General features: G+C 54.2%; 15 protein-coding genes. 4 read left to right on the top strand and 11 right to left on the bottom strand.

Features of this window, described 5'->3' with window-relative positions:
- The first annotated feature begins 175 nt into the window (after positions 1-175).
- Together ACXAGQ_RS08850 and ACXAGQ_RS08845 are read left to right on the top strand one after the other, a co-directional pair.
- On the top strand, positions 176-655 hold the full coding sequence (locus tag ACXAGQ_RS08850; protein WP_475254707.1) for an arginine repressor: 480 nt from the start codon (positions 176-178) through the stop codon (positions 653-655).
- A gap of 114 nt (positions 656-769) precedes the next feature.
- Positions 770-1,156 (top strand): RidA family protein, encoded by a 387-nt coding sequence (locus ACXAGQ_RS08845; protein ID WP_039456204.1) that lies wholly within the window; start codon positions 770-772, stop codon positions 1,154-1,156.
- Positions 1,157-1,217: 61 nt separating this feature from the next.
- Here ACXAGQ_RS08845 and idi read toward each other — a convergent pair whose 3' ends face one another.
- From idi to nudF, 8 genes are all read right to left on the bottom strand, one after another.
- A complete protein-coding gene (gene idi, locus ACXAGQ_RS08840; protein WP_475253327.1) occupies positions 1,218-1,748 on the bottom strand; it encodes an isopentenyl-diphosphate Delta-isomerase in 531 nt (176 codons plus the stop codon).
- Positions 1,749-1,830: 82 nt separating this feature from the next.
- Positions 1,831-2,553: a 1-acylglycerol-3-phosphate O-acyltransferase gene (locus ACXAGQ_RS08835; protein ID WP_475242903.1), complete on the bottom strand. Its 723-nt coding sequence runs from the start codon at positions 2,551-2,553 to the stop codon at positions 1,831-1,833.
- Between the two features lie 171 nt (positions 2,554-2,724).
- A complete protein-coding gene (gene parC / locus ACXAGQ_RS08830; protein ID WP_475253325.1) occupies positions 2,725-4,989 on the bottom strand; it encodes a DNA topoisomerase IV subunit A in 2,265 nt (754 codons plus the stop codon).
- A gap of 106 nt (positions 4,990-5,095) precedes the next feature.
- Positions 5,096-6,979: a DNA topoisomerase IV subunit B gene (gene parE / locus ACXAGQ_RS08825; protein WP_475253323.1), complete on the bottom strand. Its 1,884-nt coding sequence runs from the start codon at positions 6,977-6,979 to the stop codon at positions 5,096-5,098.
- A gap of 153 nt (positions 6,980-7,132) precedes the next feature.
- A complete protein-coding gene (gene yqiA / locus ACXAGQ_RS08820) occupies positions 7,133-7,711 on the bottom strand; it encodes an esterase YqiA (RefSeq protein WP_475253321.1) in 579 nt (192 codons plus the stop codon).
- On the bottom strand, positions 7,712-8,536 hold the full coding sequence (gene cpdA, locus ACXAGQ_RS08815; protein ID WP_475253319.1) for a 3',5'-cyclic-AMP phosphodiesterase: 825 nt from the start codon (positions 8,534-8,536) through the stop codon (positions 7,712-7,714).
- A gap of 30 nt (positions 8,537-8,566) precedes the next feature.
- Positions 8,567-8,995 carry a DUF1249 family protein gene (locus tag ACXAGQ_RS08810; protein WP_475253317.1) on the bottom strand — a complete coding sequence of 143 codons (429 nt, stop codon included), beginning with the start codon at positions 8,993-8,995 and terminating at the stop codon, positions 8,567-8,569.
- Between the two features lie 26 nt (positions 8,996-9,021).
- Complete coding sequence (gene nudF, locus ACXAGQ_RS08805; RefSeq protein WP_475253315.1) at positions 9,022-9,657, bottom strand: ADP-ribose diphosphatase; 636 nt, start codon at positions 9,655-9,657, stop codon at positions 9,022-9,024.
- Positions 9,658-9,935: 278 nt separating this feature from the next.
- Here nudF and tolC point away from each other — a divergent pair, with 278 nt between their 5' ends.
- The gene (gene tolC / locus ACXAGQ_RS08800) at positions 9,936-11,219 is read left to right on the top strand and encodes an outer membrane channel protein TolC (protein ID WP_475253313.1); all 1,284 of its coding nucleotides are present in this window, start codon (positions 9,936-9,938) and stop codon (positions 11,217-11,219) included.
- A gap of 101 nt (positions 11,220-11,320) precedes the next feature.
- Here tolC and hldE read toward each other — a convergent pair whose 3' ends face one another.
- From hldE to ACXAGQ_RS08785, 3 genes are all read right to left on the bottom strand, one after another.
- The gene (gene hldE, locus ACXAGQ_RS08795; RefSeq protein ID WP_475253311.1) at positions 11,321-12,751 is read right to left on the bottom strand and encodes a bifunctional D-glycero-beta-D-manno-heptose-7-phosphate kinase/D-glycero-beta-D-manno-heptose 1-phosphate adenylyltransferase HldE; all 1,431 of its coding nucleotides are present in this window, start codon (positions 12,749-12,751) and stop codon (positions 11,321-11,323) included.
- A gap of 140 nt (positions 12,752-12,891) precedes the next feature.
- Complete coding sequence (gene glnE / locus ACXAGQ_RS08790) at positions 12,892-15,756, bottom strand: bifunctional [glutamate--ammonia ligase]-adenylyl-L-tyrosine phosphorylase/[glutamate--ammonia-ligase] adenylyltransferase (RefSeq protein WP_475253309.1); 2,865 nt, start codon at positions 15,754-15,756, stop codon at positions 12,892-12,894.
- A 140-nt stretch (positions 15,757-15,896) separates the two neighbouring features.
- Entirely contained in the window at positions 15,897-17,498 is a 1,602-nt protein-coding gene (locus ACXAGQ_RS08785; RefSeq protein ID WP_475253307.1) for a methyl-accepting chemotaxis protein, read from the bottom strand.
- Positions 17,499-17,675: 177 nt separating this feature from the next.
- On the opposite strand from ACXAGQ_RS08785, the gene ACXAGQ_RS08780 reads away from it, so the two are divergent.
- Positions 17,676-18,452 (top strand): potassium channel family protein, encoded by a 777-nt coding sequence (locus tag ACXAGQ_RS08780; protein ID WP_475254706.1) that lies wholly within the window; start codon positions 17,676-17,678, stop codon positions 18,450-18,452.
- Positions 18,453-18,489: the final 37 nt, after the last annotated feature.

Here is an 18,489-nt window from a genome sequence, read left to right as displayed (position 1 = left end):
TGATGCCAATGCAAGATTATGCAACCAAGGCATTATCTTTGTCAGCGAGCAGCCCATTACCCGCACGGTAAAGAAGCACAGACTTCACAAACGATTAGCCACAGCGGGGACTGCCTACAAGATACGATCAAAGACCCAACAGAATAACAAGGAGTTGCCCGTGAGTGGATACAGTATGCACGGAGCGATAGACGCTTTCTGCACCGAGGAAAGCATGACTTCCGCCTGCAAGCGGTTATTGCAGCAACAGAGCTTTTCAACCCAGGATGATATTCGAAAGCAGCTTATCGCAATGGGGTTTGAAGATGTGAGCCAATCGACCGTGTCCCGCCTGCTCTCCAGGCTGGGCGTGGCGAAAGTGCCCAACGCCTATGGCAAGAAGGTCTACTGCCTGACCGTAGAGAGCGAACCGGTACAAGTCGGCTCATCGATCGCCTCCCAGATTGAGTTCATCACCCACAACCAGCTGGTCGTGGTCGTCAAAACCCACCCGGGCGGAGCCCAGCTGGTCGCCAGGCTTATCGATATCCAGCCACATGCCGAGATCCTCGGTACCGTCGGTGGCAATGACACCGTGATGGTGGCACCGAAAGACATCGCCCGCATTGATGAATGCGAGAAAGTGGTTAAGGCAAGGCTCGGGATCCCAGCCTAAGCGTCTCTGTGCTGTCTTTTTGCCCAGCCTGCCTGAAACTCTTTGACCTCTCCGCCATTGGGTTGCAAACTAGGCCTCTAACGGTGACCTAACATAATTAAGTAAGGACAAGTAATGACTCAAGTACTTCACACAGAACAAGCTCCAGCTGCAATCGGCCCTTATGTACAGGGTGTTGATCTAGGTAACATGGTTCTGACTTCAGGCCAGATCCCTGTCAACCCGCAAACCGGTGAAGTGTCTGACGATATCGCTGAGCAGGCTCGCCAGTCGCTAGAAAACGTTAAGGCTGTTGTTGAGTCCTCTGGCCTGAAAGTGGCTGACATCGTTAAAATGACAGTTTTCGTCAAAGACCTTAACGATTTCGGCACGGTTAACGAGGTATACGGCAAGTTCTTCGATGAGCACAATGCGCCATACCCAGCACGCTCATGCGTTGAAGTTGCTCGCCTGCCAAAAGACGTAAAAATTGAAATCGAAGCGATCGCCGTTCGCAAGTAATTGCCTCTCGGCTCGCTGCACAAAAAAAGCTGCCTCTGGCAGCTTTTTTTGTTTTTGCCTGTCAGGCGTTAGCCAAGGCCAGTGCCAGCACCTGCGGAAACCAAGCGGTAAAGCGCCTTGGCTCCTGAGCCAATGCTGCCTGCAGTTCGCTCTGCGTCCACCAGCGATAGGCCAGCACTTCATCCGGATTAGGCGTAATCGCGATATTGGCAACCTCTGCGACCAAGACATGATCAAGCTCGTGCTCAACCAAGCCGTTGTCCAGCTCGGCGCGGTAAACAAAATTGGCGATATCTGACAAGGCATGGACATCAGCGATCCCCATTTCCTCACCCAGTCGCCGGATCCCCGCCTGCTCCATGGTTTCCCCTTGGCGCGGGTGCGAACAACAGGTATTGGTCCACAGCCCACCGCTATGGTACTTGCCCAAGGCGCGCTGGTGCATCAGGAACTCCCGCTCGCTGCCGCTGTCACGGTAGAGCAGGACCGAAAAGGCCAAGTGCAGTACACCGTCCCGGTGAGCCTGCATTTTTTCTTCTACGCCAAGCTCCCTGCCCTGCGGATCGACTAATATAACCTGTTCTTCAATCATGGTTCTTCAACTACACAAAAACAAAAAGGACACGCTGTGGCATGTCCTTAATCATTCACACAATGGCAAGAGAGCTGGTTAATTAACGTGCTGAGCGGCTGTCCGCTTCTGCATTGAGCTCTTCCAATTTCGCCGCCATCAGATCACGACACTGATTCGACAACTGACGGACATCTTCTTTGGTCAGCCCATCTACTGGTACAGGTGGTAACATTTCAACGATCACCACACCGTTATCCCACTTGTTCAGTTTAACATTTTCCGTGCTACTACACACAATCGGCACAACCGGTACACCAGCACCGATCGCAGCATGAAAAGCGCCCGTTTTGAACGGCAGCAAACCACGTCCGCGCGAACGGGTACCTTCCGGGAACATCCATATAGAGACATTACGCTCTTTGATTTGCTCAATCACCTGGCCAATGGTCCCCACCGCCTTGCTGCGGTTGGCACGGTCAATCAAGATATTCCCGGTTAGCCAATACAATTGGCCGAACAGCGGCATCCAGGCAATGCTTTTCTTGCCCACGGTAACAGTTCGAGGCTGAATCGCTCCCGACACCGTGAACATATCATAGTTATTCTGGTGGTTCGCTAGGTATACGCTTGGAACGGGCTGCTCACCCTCAGGGAAACGAAGCTCCAGCTTAATGCCGAAGATACGTGCCATTTTGCAGAAATGGCGACCAACGATATATACATTCTTGGGGTTACGAGGGCTGAGCAAACAGTAGCCACAGCCAAATACAAACATGAACACAGCAAATACTGCGACAGCAATCATGCGCAATAGAAACAACATCAGACTCTCCTCAGCGTACAAGCGTTCGCTAGTATACTTGGGCTGCGGGAAAAAACATCTTTTATGTGCAGAAATTAGACCACATCCTACCTCTTCCTGCCCCGAACTGCCGGAAAAACCCAATAAAAAGCCCTCCATCAGGAGGGCTTGATTTGGCGTCATTTGCCGAAATTATTCAGCGTCGGGCACTTGCGGGGCGTCGATTTCAAGCGCCGTCACCCGCTGCAGGCCGCGAGGAAGCATACTGCCACGACGGCCACGCTCACCCCGGAAGTTATCCAGGTCGGCCGGCTTAAGGCCAAGCTTGCGCTTACCGGCATGCAAGGTCAAGTGACTGCCTTTTGGCAATACCACCAGCTGCGACAGGAACTCTTCCCGTGCTTTCGAGCGGGCAGCCGGGATATTGATGATCTTGTTACCCTTGCCTTTGCCCAGCTGCGGCAATTCCTTGATTGGGAACAGCAACATCCGCCCCTCATTGGTGATGGCCAGGATCTCATCATTTTCCAGATCAGCAATGCACTGCGGCGGCATCACTGCCGCATTCTCAGGTACCGTCAACAAGGCTTTGCCGTTCTTGTTCTTCGAGAACATATCGCTGCACTTACAGATGAAACCGTAGCCGGCATCCGAGCCCATCAACCATAGCTGGTCATCCTCGGCCATCATCACCTGACGGACGTGGCTTCCCGGGGTTAGGTTCAAGCGGCCAGTGACAGGCTCGCCTTGGCTACGGGCTGATGGCAAGCTATGGGATTCAAGCGCATAGCTGCGGCCATCCGAACCAAGAAAAATCGCAGGCTGGTTGCTCTTGCCGCGGGCATGGGCCTGGTAGCCGTCCCCTGACTTATAGCTCAGGGATGTCGGGTCAACCTCATGGCCCTTGGCATGGCGGATCCAGCCTTTCTCAGACAATACAACGGTGATCGCTTCCGATGGGATAAGCTCTCGCTCGGTCAGTGCCTTGGCTTCTTCACGCTCTACCAATGGCGAGCGACGGTCATCACCGTACTTCTCGGCATCAGCCAAAATCTCTTTCTTGATCAAGGTGCTCAGGCGACGCTCTGAACCCAGTAGCTTCTCTAGATGATCGCGCTCTTTCGACAGCTCATCCTGCTCGCCACGGATCTTAATCTCTTCCAGCTTGGCCAGTTGGCGAAGCTTGATTTCCAAGATTGCATCCGCCTGGATAGCGGACAGGCCGAAACGCGACATCAGCTCGGCTTTCGGGTCATCTTCAGTACGGATGATCTCGATAACCTCATCAATATTGAGGTAAGCAGCCAGCAAGCCCTCAAGGATATGCAAACGGGCATTGACCTTGTCCAAGCGGTGCTGCAAGCGGCGGCGTACGGTAGTACGACGGAATTCAAGCCACTCCGAGATGATCTGCACCAGCCCCTTAACCTGCGGACGGCCATCAAGCCCCAGCATGTTAAGGTTGACGCGGAAGCTTTTTTCCAAGTCGGTAGATGCAAACAGGTGGTTCATCAACTGCTCGCTGTCAACACGATTAGAGCGCGGTACAATCACGATACGGGTCGGGTTCTCGTGATCCGACTCGTCACGCAAGTCTTCGACCATCGGCAGCTTCTTGGCGCGCATCTGGCTGGCGATCTGCTCAAGCAGCTTAGAGCCCGACACTTGGTGTGGCAGCGCCGTAATCACAATATCACCGCTTTCCTTGTGCCACACCGCACGCATCTTGATACTGCCGCGACCTGTTCGGTAGACCTTCTTCAGATCTGTCTTCGACGTGATGATCTCCGCTTCGGTCGGGTAATCCGGCCCCTGAACGAATTCCATCACCTCATCAAGTTCTGCCTTCGGGTTCTCGATAAGATGCACTGCCGCATTGGCCACTTCACGGGCATTGTGCGGCGGGATATCGGTGGCCATACCAACGGCAATACCCGTTACACCATTAAGCAGGATATGCGGCAGGCGCGCAGGCAGCATCTTCGGCTCTTTCATGGTGCCATCAAAGTTCAGGCCCCAGTCAACGGTGCCTTGGCCTAGTTCATTAAGCAGTACTTCCGAGAAGCGCGACAGGCGCGATTCGGTATAACGCATCGCCGCGAAAGATTTCGGATCATCCGGTGCACCCCAGTTACCCTGGCCGTCAACCAGCGGGTAGCGGTAAGAAAATGGCTGCGCCATCAATACCATGGCTTCGTAACACGCCGAGTCACCGTGCGGGTGGTATTTACCCAGAACATCACCGACAGTACGCGCCGACTTCTTGTATTTCGCGGTTGCCGACAGGCCTAGCTCAGACATCGCATAGATGATGCGGCGCTGTACCGGCTTAAGGCCATCACCGATAAACGGCAAGGCACGGTCCATGATCACGTACATGGAGTAATTGAGATAGGCGTCTTCGGTAAACTTCCGCAGCGGAAGCTGTTCAACGCCATCCATTGAGACATCAGTCATCGTTGGGTATTCCGTTTACGTTCCCAGCCCGGGCACATTAGGCACGGACTATCAAATCATCAGGTAGGGAAGGCTGGTAGATGTGTTTACCAGCCCGTCCAATCAATTACACTTCGGCCATGTCGCCTTTGCTCTGCAGCCAGTGGCGGCGGTCTTCCGCACGCTTCTTGCCCAGCAGCATATCCATCATTTCGTTGGTCTGCTCATCGTCGTCGATAGTCAGCTGAACCAGGCGGCGGGTATTCGGATCCATGGTGGTTTCGCGCAACTGCAGCGGGTTCATCTCACCCAGACCTTTAAAGCGCTGGACATTGACCTTACCGCGTTTGTTGCTCAAGCGATCGAGAATGCCGTCTTTCTCGGCATCGTCCAGGGCATAGTAAACTTCCTTGCCAAGGTCGATACGGTACAGCGGCGGCATCGCAATATAGACGTGACCAGCACGCACCAGAGATTCGAAGTGACGGACAAAGAGTGCGCACAGCAGGGTGGCAATATGCAGACCATCCGAGTCAGCATCGGCCAGGACGCAGATCTTGCCGTAGCGCAAACCGCTCAAGTCATCACTGTCCGGGTCGATACCCAAGGCCACCGAAATATCATGGACTTCCTGCGAAGCCAGTACCTGATCGGCAGAAACTTCCCAGGTATTCAGGATCTTACCACGCAGCGGCATGATAGCCTGGAACTCACGGTCACGGGCCTGCTTGGCAGAGCCACCCGCCGAGTCACCCTCGACCAAGAACAGTTCGGTACGGGACAAGTCCTGCTGCGAACAGTCAGCCAGCTTACCCGGAAGTGCCGGGCCTGAGGCGACCTTCTTGCGCACCACTTTCTTGCTGGCACGCATACGGCGGTGGGCATTGGCAATACACACTTCCGCCAGTTGTTCGGCGATCTGCGGGCGCTCGTTCAGCCAAAGGCTGAAGGCATCTTTGACCACACCGGAAACAAACGCGGCGCACTGGCGTGATGACAGGCGCTCTTTGGTCTGGCCGGCAAATTGCGGATCCTGCATCTTCACCGACAGCACATAGGCACAGCGGTCCCAGATATCATCGGCAGTCAGCTTCACGCCCCGCGGCAGCAGGTTACGGAACTCACAGAATTCCCGCATTGCATCGAGCAAACCCTGACGCAAACCGTTGACGTGGGTACCGCCCTGCGCAGTAGGGATCAGGTTAACGTAACTTTCGGTGATCAGCTCACCGCCTTCCGGCAGCCATAGCAATGCCCAGTCAGCGGCTTCAGTCTGACCACTGAATACACCGGTAAACGGCTCTTCCGGCAACAGGGTATAGCCCTTGACGCCCTCGGCCAGGTAATCCTTCAAACCGTCTTCGTAACACCAGCGGAAGGTTTCATCGCTGGTTTTATCGGTAAAGACAATTTCCAACCCCGGGCAAAGCACCGCTTTGGCCTTGAGGTTGCTTTTCAGGCGGGAGACAGAAAATTTCGGGCTGTCGAAGTATTTGGCATCAGGCCAGAAATGGACACTGGTTCCCTTGGCGCGGCGGCCACAGGTGCCGATGACTTCCAACTCGCTGACCTTGTCACCATTTTCAAAAGCAATCTGGTAAACCTGGCCATCACGTTTCACCGTGACCTCGACGCGGGTCGACAGGGCGTTAACCACCGAAATCCCCACCCCGTGCAAACCACCGGAGAACTGGTAGTTTTTACCTGAGAATTTACCACCGGCGTGGAGCTTACATAGGATAAGCTCTACCCCAGATACCCCTTCTTCCGGGTGGATATCTACCGGCATCCCCCGGCCGTCATCAATCACCTCCAGTGACTGATCCGCATGAAGAATGACCTCTACCTTGCGGGCGTGGCCTGCCAAGGCTTCATCGACACTGTTATCGATGACTTCCTGGCCAAGGTGGTTTGGCCGTACCGTGTCGGTATACATCCCCGGACGGCGGCGTACTGGCTCAAGGCCATTTAGAACCTCAATGGCTCCAGCGTTATAGCTTTGCTCTGTCATAATTACGGAAAGTTACGGAAAAATTTCTGCCACAATAGTCAGTAACCCCAGCTCGGTTGTCAAGCTAGGGTCGAAAATGGGGCCCACAAATGTGAGTCGAATTTGATCCAAGTCGGGACAAATTCCTCTCAAGCAACAGGTGCTCGGTAGGTATTACAAGCCCAGGAATTGAATGATTTGCTCAGGATAACGATCAAATCCGACAAAACTATGATCCCCTTCGGGTTCAACCGTTTGCCGGCAGGCCGAGTATTTCTCGACAGCCTGGCGGTAATCCAGTACCTCGTCACCTTCTTGTTGGAGCAACCATAGCTGCTCGGGGTGGCGGAGTTTGGCCACATCCATCTGGCGCAGTTCATCCATATGTTTGGGCTCTAGGAAATAGCGCTCCCCGGTATAAGGGTTTTCCTGCTCACCCAGGTAATCCTGCAATAATTCGTAAGGTTTAACTGCTGGATTAACCAATACCGCAGGAAGCTGATAGCGGTCATTGAGCCAAGTGGAGATAAAGCCCCCCAGCGAGCTGCCGACCAAGCCTATCTGGTATTCATGACGCAATGATTGCACCAGCTCATCAATAAACACTTCAGCCTGATTAGGATAGCAGGGCATCTGCGGGATTTCGACCCGGATATCCGGTCGCTCAAGACGGCAGTATTCCGCCATATTCGTTGCCTTGAGGGATTTCGGCGAGCTGTTAAAACCGTGGATATACAATAGCAACGGCTTCATCTAGTAACCTGCTGATTCAAAATTCGGGGTAAAGTCATGGCCTTCCAAGCGATAGACCTTTGTTTCAAGGCGTCCATCACTGTGCAATGTCAGATAACGCCAGCCCGGGCCTTTCTGATCCAAGGCAAAGTCATGAGAATCAGGCTGGAACTGGATACAAGTGGACGGGGTGGCAAGCACCCTGACATCTTGGTGGATCCGATCCAGTTCCTGGTGAATATGGCCACACAGGATCGCCTTGACCTGTGGGTAACGGCCAAGAACCTGCCAGAACGGCTCGCTGTTGTGGAGCTTATGCTGATCCAGCCAAGTACTGCCGGCTGGCAGCGGATGGTGGTGCAGCAATACCAGTGCATGGCGCTCAGGATGAGCCGACAGCGCCTCATCTAGCATCTCGATCTGTTCTTGGCTCAACTCACCGTGCGGTACCCCTTTGACCTGGCTATCAAGCAGGATCACCTGCCAATGGTCACCGGCCATCACTTGGTGGCAAGGCTTGATCTGCGGCGACGGCAACACCGCCTGCATGCTTGGCTGATAGTCATGGTTGCCCGGCAGCCAGAAACATGGCTGCGGCCAACGTGCAATACCATCGCAAAAGCGCTGGTAAGAATGTTTGGTATGGTCTTGGGAAATGTCACCCGTCGCCACAATGGCGTCAAAAGGGCGCGCAGCGGCATCTACCGCATCCAGCACGGCATGAAAGCTGTCTTTTGTCGCGACCCCCAACAAACTGCCGCCATCGTCGGCAAACAGGTGGGTATCGGTAATTTGCAGGAGAACCACACTATCGCGGTTCGTCTGTGGCAGAGTAAAAGTCTGCAAAACGTCAAAAACCTTGTCTATCTGATTCTGTTAACAAACCGACTGTCTGCTGATCCCGTTTTTTAGGCAATACGCCAACCAGTCTCCCAGAAAACGGTTAACTTGATGCTTCTCATCTTTCTGATGCATCCGCATATTGGGGTAATCATACCTTGGCTTCAGACGCGAAGTCTGCTGAGCGGAACACACTTCTGCGACCCTGGCATCGTGGTACAACCTGATCGTCATTTTCGGGATCAGGTAATCAGGCAGTGTGTTTTCTGCCTTGAGATGTATTTCAACCACTGTGGTATAACGGGTCGACTCAGTAATGGTCAGATGATATTCCTGTTCCGAAACACAATAAATGCAATGGTCCCCTACCTGATCGCTTTTTGGCAGCAATGGGAGCAACTTCGCATAGTTGGTTTCGTAAAGTCGCATGATACCAGCAAAATCAACAGTGTATCTTCTATTCAATCGGTATCCTCAGTGAGTGTGGTTATCTAACGAGCAGCTTGCAACCGAGTGTAGTTCAATTGCAACCATTGCAGGGCAATGATCGAGGCTGCATTCTCAATTTTACCAGATTCTACCCACTGGTAAGCCTCTTCTCGAGAAACCACATGCACTTTGATATCTTCGCCTTCCTCTTCCAGACCATGGATACCTTCTGCCGTGGTGCTATCGACCTCACCGACAAAAATATCCAATGTCTCCGAGCAGCCGCCCGAACTGGACAGGTAGCGGGTAATTTTATGGAGCTGGCCGACTTCAACGCCCGCCTCTTCCACTGACTCGCGGCGGACGACACCATCCGCCTGCTCACCGGGCTCAATGATGCCGGCCACAATCTCCAGCTGCCATGGCGAACAATCAGCAGCCATCGCACCAACCCGGAACTGTTCGACCAGCACCACCTGATCGGTGGCGGGATCATAAGGCAACATTGCGGCAGCATGGCCGCGCTCAAACATCTCTCGGTCCAGCGGCTGGCTCCAGCCACCGGCAAACAGGCGATGGCGAAAACGGTACTTCACCATACGAAAAAAACCTTGGTACAAAGGCTCCTGTGCGATGACCTCAACGTCGTCGCGAGAAAACTGTCCAGGACCGACTTGCTTAGCGCCTGCTTTTGCCATGTTTTTATTCCTTTAGCCCTTACTGACACGGCCTCCGGCCGACGAAGGCGTATATCATTCCATTCCCGCTAAGGAACGGCAATGATTTAATTCAACATTTATGACAATTATTGTGATTTTTTTTAAGTCGCTTTTCGCCACGAAAAGCTTAAAATCACATTTAATCCAGTAAAATATCGTAAAATAAAGTAAATTGTTCAATGATCAGTTTCAGGCAAGGAAACATAGGTTAAACTGGAGCCTTGCTCTTATTTTTGTCAGGACCAGGAAAGGCATACATGAAAAAATTGCTTCCGCTTTTTGTTAGCTTTGCGCTTGGCGGTCTTAGCCATACTGCACTGGCTGATGATCTCGCCGAAATCTACCAACAAGCAAAACAAAATGACCCTCAGCTGCTACGTGCGGCTGCCGATAAAGACACTGCGTTCGAAACGATCAATTCAGCCCGAAGCGCATTGCTACCACAAATTAATCTAACAGCTGGCTATAACATCGCTCGAATGGATGGTGATCTCGATGGCTTCAATGGCGGCCTGAGCCTTGACCAATCGATCTACAACCGCACCAGCTGGGTAAACCTAGATATCACCGAGAAAGTTGCCCGTCAGAGTGATGCATTCTATGCCACCACTCAACAAGGCCTGATCCTGCGTGTTGCTGACGCCTACTTTGCGGTACTGCGTGCAATGGATGACCTAGAATTTGTCCGTGCCGAAAAAGCCGCCGTTGGCCGCCAGCTAGAGCAAACTAAACAACGATTTGAAGTGGGTCTGTCAGCGATCACTGACGTTCATGATGCCCAGGCTCAGTACGACACCGTACTGGCTGATGAAATCCTGGCAGAAAACTCACTAACCAACAGCTATGAAGGGCTACGTGAAATCACAGGCCAAGAGCACACAGACCTGAGCATTCTGGATACCCGACGCTTCAGTGCCAGCGCCCCTCAATCTCGTGTTGAGAGCCTGATTACAGATGCTGAGACAGAGAACCTCAGCCTGCTGACTTCTCGTATCTCACAGGATATCGCCCGCGACCAAATCGCCCTGGCAGAATCCGGCCATTTGCCAACCCTGTCGTTCAACGCTGGCTATGACTACGATGACAAGCAGGCTTCGACGGATGACGGTACGCTAACTGCAGGTATCAACCTTGCGCTACCTGTTTACACCGGTGGTCGTGTGACCTCTGAAGTGAAACAGGCTCAGTTTGGTTATGTGGCGGCAAGTGAAGATCTAGAAGGCTCTTACCGCAGCGTTGTCCGTGACGTCCGCGCATTCTACAACAACATCAATGCCTCTATCGGTGCCCTTCGCGCTTACCAGCAGTCAGTGGTTTCTGCCCAGTCAGCGCTTGAAGCGACCGAAGCCGGTTTCGATGTCGGTACCCGTACCATTGTTGACGTACTCGATGCGACCCGCCGCCTGTATGATGCCAACCGCCAGCTGGCCAATGCCCGCTACGATTACATCATCAGCCAGCTTCAGCTAAAACAAGCTGTTGGCTCACTGAACGAGCAAGATATCCTAGACGTCAATGCTGGCCTGGTAAAAGCGAAGTAATCGCCACCAAGCTTAAGCAAGCCGTATAAAAAAAGCGCCGTCAGCAATGACAGCGCTTTTTTAATGTCTATGTCTATATTTATGGCAAGAGGAAAGGCCTTTTAGCCCCGTCCTCCTTTAATTGCTTCGATGATCTCAGTGGTCGAGCAACCGTCCTCAAAGTTCAGCACCCGGACTTCGCCGCCAGCGGCAATCACTTCCTGTCCACCGGCAATTTCTTCCGGCTTGTAATCGCCACCTTTGACCAACAAGGTCGGCAAGATCTCGCTAATCAGGCGCTGCGGGGTTTCTTCGCTAAACGGCACCACCCAGTCAACCGCACCTAGCCCTGCCAATACCGCCATGCGGCGATCTTCAGGGTTAACCGGACGGCCTGGGCCTTTAAGGGCCTGAACCGAACTGTCGGAGTTTACCGCTACAATCAAGCGGTCACCCAGTTTGGCTGCCTCGTTGAGGTAGGCAACATGGCCGGCATGCAAGATATCGAAACAACCGTTAGTCATCACCACTTTCTCGCCGCGAGCACGTGCTGCTTTAACCGCTTGTTTCAGCTGGGCTTCACTGATCACGCCAAAACCGCTGTCCTGGCTGCCGTGGATGGCTTCGGTCAGTTCAATGGTCGACAAGGTCGAGGTACCCAGTTTACCCACCACGACACCAGCAGCAGCATTGGCCAACTTACAGGAATCCGATAGCGATTTACCCGCTGCCAGCGAGGCCGCCAGTACAGAAATCACCGTATCACCGGCACCGGTCACATCGTAGACCTCTTTGGCCTGGGTCGGCATATGCAGAGGCTCCTGGCCTTTTTGCAGCAAGGTCATACCGTGCTCGCTGCGGGTCACCAGCAGCGCTTCAAGCTCAAAGCGCTCGATCAATGCCAAGCCTTTAGCCACCAAGTCTTCTTCGGACTGGGTTTTACCCGCTACCGCTTCGAACTCTGACAAGTTCGGCGTCAGCAGCGTGGCACCGCGGTAACGTTCGAAATCAGCCCCTTTAGGGTCAACCATCACCGCAATACCAGACTTACGGGAAAGCTGGATCATCGCCTGCACATGCTCAAGGGCACCCTTGGCATAATCCGACAATACAACGACTTTGCTTGATGCCAGCGCCTGCTCCATTCGGGGCAAAATCACATCCGCCGGCACATTATGAAAACCTTCTTCAAAATCCAATCGGATCATCTGCTGGCCACGGCTCATCACGCGCAGTTTGGTGATGGTCGGATAGTCCGGCAAGGTCACAAAATCACAGCGTACGTCCAACGACGATAGCTTTTCCGACAGTGCACGGGCAGGCTCGTCAATACCGGTCAGGCCAACCAGGCGGGCATGGCCGCCCAGTGCCGCGATATTCATGGCTACGTTGGCCGCTCCACCCGGACGCTCCTCTACCTGATCAACTTTTACTACAGGAACGGGGGCTTCAGGGGAAATACGGCCGGTCGGCCCATACCAGTAGCGATCCAGCATGACATCACCCACGACCAGCACGCCTGCTTGATCATAATCAGGAAGAGTCAGTTTCATTTTTTTCTCCGGGATTGTGTTAACCCCCAAATATTAACACAAAGCCAAATTAGCATGCATCTGCTCGGGGGATTTCAACGGTGATTCAAACACAAAGAGCGATGTTTTCGGCCACATCGCTCTTGGGTTAAGTGACGAATTTACGCGTCGTGCGCATCGGGTTCCAGCAATTGCTGCCAGATTGCCTGCACGGCCTGGCGCTCGTCAGCAAACCGGCCTTCTTCGACATAGGCAGGAAGGCCGAGTAAGCTCAGGCGATGGATTTCATCCCGCATCACGCAGTAGGCCTGCTTGAGCTGCATGGCTTGTTCCGGCGCCAAGATATCGTAATCAGCCATGGTATCGAACAAGCGGACATTGTCCGACCAGCGGGTCAGGGCCTTTTCTCCTGCCGCATGCTGCAAAACCAAGTACTGGGCCAAAAACTCAATGTCGGTGATCCCGCCTTTGTCCTGCTTGAGGCCGAACATCCCAGCCTTCTTGCTGCCGAGGTGATCACGCATCTTGTGGCGCATATCGACCACCTCTTTGCGCAGCGGTGCCGCCTCCCTACCAGACATCAGGATAGACTGCCTCACACCGGCAAATGCCTGCTGCAACGGGGCGTCGCCATAAATCATCCTCGCGCGAACCAAGGCCTGGTGCTCCCAGGTCCAGGCTTCTTTCTGCTGATAGTCGGCAAATGCCTCCATGGTGCTGACCAACAGCCCCGAAGCGCCTGACGGGCGCAGGCGGACATCCACCTCATACAGCACACCCGACGCGGTACGGGTTGAGAACAAATGGACGATGCGCTGGGCCAGGCGCAAGTAGAACTGCCTGCCGTCTATTTCCTTACGGCCATTGGTGTAGACGTTATCCGGGCAGTCATGGAGGAAGACCAAGTCCAAATCGGATCCGTAGCCGAGCTCCCAGCCACCGACCTTGCCGTAGCCCAAGACCGCAAAGCCACGCCCGCTGCGCTCGAGCAAATGCGTCGGCTCACCGTATTTTTCCGCCATCTGCAACCAAGCCTGGTTAACCACAGCGGCAACAATGGCTTCGGATAGGTAGGTCAGGTGATCGCTGACCTTCATCAATGGCAGTGCACCGGCGATATCTGCCGCGGCGATGCGTAGCAGCTGGGTCTGCTTGAACTGGCGGATCGCCTCCATCTGCTGCTCCATATCCTCTTCCGGGATCCGAGCAAGGAATTCGCGCAGCTCATCACCATAGTGCTCCAGCGGCGTCGGGTTGTAGAGGTGCTGGGGGTCAAGCAGTTCATCGAGCAAAATCGGGTATTGTGCCAGCTGGGTGGCCACCATCGGGCTGGCCGCACACAGGCGCACCAACTGCTCGAGTGCCGCCGGGTGCTCGCTGAGCAGTTCGAGGTAGGTCGTCCGGGTTGCGATACGGACAATCAGTTTGCTGACCCGCTCCAGTACTGCTGGGGCATCATCTCGGGTCACAATCAGCATCAGCACAGCGGGCATCAGTTTGGCCAACACTTCCCGGCCACGGGGGCCAAGGGTGCGCTTCGATAGCTCGGCCTTCATGTTAGTCAACACTGAAAGCTGACGGTCAGCCTCAGGCGCATTGAGCTCTGTGAGGATCGCGGTCACCACTTCAGGATCTTTGATCATCGCCCACATTTCGTGGAACTGGGCGGTGGCTTCGCTTTGCGGCTCTTCTTCATCACTGCCAATGATGTCATCGAACACCGCATGGATGGCCGCCATATGGCGGCCAATAGCCAGCTCTAGCCCTTCCCAGCCCTCAAAGCCCATCGCCAATGCCAACCGGCACTGGTCAAGCGGTTTGTCCGGCAGCGTTTGAGTTTGCTTGTCATCTATCGCCTGCAGCAGGTTTTCCAGTTTGCGCAAAAAGGCATAACCCTGCTCAAGGTCATCAACTTGCGGAGAGGGCAATAATCCTTGGATCCTTATCGCCTGAAGGGTCTCGCGCAGACCGCGCCCCCGCAATTCAGGGGTTCGGCCGCCACGGATCAACTGGAATGACTGGGCGATAAACTCCACTTCGCGGATCCCGCCGGGCCCAAGCTTGATGTTATTGGTCAGGCCGCGGCGGCGTACCTCACTGCTGATCATCGCCTTCATCCGGCGCAATGCCTGGATGGCACTGAAATCGATATAACGGCGGAATACGAACGGCCGCAGCATCTGGCGCAGCTCTTGGTACTGGGAGAAGCTTTCTTTCCCCATTACCCGCGCCTTGATCATGGCGTAGCGCTCCCAGTCACGGCCTTGCTCCTGGTAGTAATCCTCCAGCGCGGCATAGCTCATCACCAGCGGGCCGCTATCACCGAACGGGCGCAGGCGCATATCGACCCGGTAGCAGAAGCCATCAAAAGTCTGCTGGTCGAGTGCCTTGATCAAACGCTGGCCTAAACGGGTAAAGAACTGGGCATTGGCCAGGCTGCGGCGCCCCCCTTGGGTTTCACCATTTTCCGGGTAGGTAAAGATCAAGTCGATATCGGACGAGAAGTTGAGTTCTCCGCCCCCGAGCTTGCCCATCCCGAGGATCAGCATCGGCTGGGCCTCGCCGCAACTGTTCATCGGTGTGCCCCACTCCCGGCAGCATTGCGCATAGAGCCAGTTGTAGGCTTCCATGATCATCGCCTCCGCCAGCATTGAAAGGTGGCCAAGGCTTAAATCCAGGCTGTTGCGGCCGGTAAAGTCCCGCCACGCAATCCACACCATTTCACGGCGGCGGAACTGACGCAGCACCCGCATCATCCCGGCTTCGTCAAACACTTTCGCCAGCTCGCCAGCCAGCTCGGTGCGGTAATTTTCAGCCCTTGCCGGATCATCCAAATGCTGTGCGAGCCAGGGCAGCAATGCCGCATCGCGAGCTACCGAGGCAGTAATAAAATCACTGTAGGCCAGTGCCTGCCTGAGTTCACCAAGCTTGTCCTGCGGCCAGCCAGCTATTGCATCGGGCTGGGCACTGCTTACTTTTTCCCACGCCTTGTCCATTGCGGTTTGGAAGCGATCCTGCTCAGTCATAGGGGTTCCTTTTCAAATGCCGTTGTCTTACCTACCCATGAATACCAAAACCATACTGGCCGGCTGGGTATTGATTGCCCTTACGATAGCACAACGCCCGCATGAGGCGGGCGTTGATTTAAGGGTAAAAGTGGATTTATTTATACGTTGAAAGCTTGGATTTTCTGCTCTAATTCAGTGGCATGGTTCTGCATTGCATCCGATGTTTCCGACAGCTCGGTCACCACTACGACTGACGCTTCCACCAGCTCACGAACATTGGTCAGGTTCTGGTTCATCTCGTCGGCGACGGCGCTCTGCTGCTCGGCAGCCGATGCGATCTGGAAGTTCATGTCATTGATCAAGCTAACCTGCTCAACAATCTTATCCAACTCGCCACCAGCACTGGTCACCAGATCCACCCCTTCAGCGGCTTCGACCACGCTTTGCTCCATCAAGCCTACTGCTTGCTGGGCACTGGTCTGCAACTGGGAAATCATCTCCTGGATCTCAACCGTTGCGGTCTGGGTTCGCTGGGCAAGGTTTCGCACCTCGTCCGCCACCACAGCAAAGCCCCTGCCGGCATCTCCAGCACGGGCCGCTTCAATCGCGGCGTTGAGTGCCAGCAAGTTAGTCTGCTCGGAGATCCCCTGGATAGTGACAATCACACTGCCGATCTGCTCAACCCGCTCCTCCACCTGGTTAACAGCATTGGCTGACTGGCTGATATCCTGCGATAGCTGGTTGATAGTACCGATAGTCTGGGTCACAAACTGCTGGCCCTGGACGGCCTGCCCCGATGTCCCTTCCGTAGCGCTCGACGCCTCGCGTGCGTGCTCGGCAACGGTCTGGACTGTCGAGGTCATCTCGCTCATCGCCGACGCGAGCTGGTCAATCTCGTTGAATTCTTCCTGCGCCGACTCCTTGGTTTCGATCATGCTGATAGACATGACCTCAGCCAAACCAGATAGCTCGCCGGCAGCATCACGCTGGTTGCTGATCACCTCGCGTAGCTGAAGACGGGTCTTCTCAAGTTCTTTGGCCAGGTCACCGTATTCATCACGGCACTCCATCACGATTGGCTGGGTTAGATCCCGGGCTGCCAATCGTTTAATGCTCTCTGCCAGGTATCGGGTCTGGCGTAGCATGACATGGGAGCCGCCCAGCAAGATCACCACAAAGGCAATGATCATCAGGGCCGTTTGCCACGCGACTTGGATCAGGTAGTGCTGGTAGTAAGCATCCGCCTCCGAGGCCGACTGCGATGCAACGACCACCCAGTTCAATCGAGGAAGCTCGACGGCATATTCAAAACGGGACAGGTCGGCAAAAGTCAGGCTGCCCTGGCCTGCCAACTGCTGCAGGACACGGTTAAGGCTGCCTTGATTAGCCACATCTCCCCTAAGCTCAGACAACGCGCTGGCACTTGGGTGGCCGATTACTTTATTACTTCCCCGCTCCACCAAGTAGACATAAGCACTATTGTTCATTGCAGCAGCCTGGGCAGCAACGACTTGTTCTACCAAGGTAATATCTTGCTGACTGGCCGAAGGCAGCGCCCGGATCACGGCCGCTGTTGCCAATGCCTGCTCCCTGGCTCTGTCTTGCTGGATTTCAACGACGGACTGATAGAAGGTGCTGGCATCCCAGAGTTGCTTGCCAACCAGCAGGATGGTACTGAACACCATCAGCAGCAACAACTTGGGAACCAAGCGGATATTCGTTAGCCCTTGCTCCCATGGCTTGAAAACCATTTTGGTCATGTGGTATCTCCATATATGCTTAATCCACCCCCAGTAATGGCTCCGCTTAGAAAGCAAGTTCGACCTACGGTAATGTCTGGGGAAATAGTCACCCGGTGCTTGATCGCTTATTTATTTTTCGCACCGAAACAATAGCTCTCATTCTATCTATCGGCCGTAAACATAGAAAATTTAATGATGAAAAAGATCGACCCCGTCAAATATGAACTCAACCCGATGAGCCTAATGTCCCTGGTGTTGTCGTTTGTTTCCCTGACCATCGTCACGACCATGATCTTCCTGCCCAAGCAGAGTAACGGCTACTTGCTGCTGCTGGGCATCGATACTTTTATCTGCCTGGTATTCTGGTGCCAACTATTGGCTGACTTTTTCCGCAGCAAGGAGAAAGCCACTTACCTCAAGACCCATTGGCTCGACTTTATTGCCAGTATCCCGATCATCGAGCAGATCCGCTTTGCCCGCCTGATGCAAATCTTCCGGGTGATCCGCCTGATCCGCTCCAGCCACCAGGTGATCAACCAGATCCGCAGCAACCGCCGCGAAGCAACCGTCGCCAGTATCTTTCTATTATTAACGGTCTTGGTATCGGTCGGCTCGGCCTTAATGTTGATCCTCGAAGGCAATGTCCCCGAGTCCAACATCAAAGATGCCAGTGATGCCCTGTGGTGGGTGTTCGTCACCATTTCGACTGTCGGCTACGGCGACCATTACCCGGTGACCGTGATGGGGAAAATACTCGCTGCGGCCATTATTGTCTGCGGGGTGGGTTTGTTCGGTATGGTGGCCGGCCTGGTCAGCTCCATCATTTCCGATCCCGATCATAAACAAGAGCAGGATGATGCCCGCCATGAAAGGGAGTGGCAGGAGATGCTAGCCAACCAGCAACGCTTGCTAGACCGACTCGAGCTTATTGAAAAGAAGCTGGAAGGAAAAAGCACAAACTCCAATGCCTGATGGCAAAACACCCGGCCTAAGCCGGGTGTTGTCATGG

It is taken from the genome of Photobacterium sp. ABD4_091, from assembly GCF_056160145.1.
The sequence above is the reverse complement of the archived record's forward strand: the minus strand, read 5'-3'. Positions and strand labels throughout refer to the sequence as shown.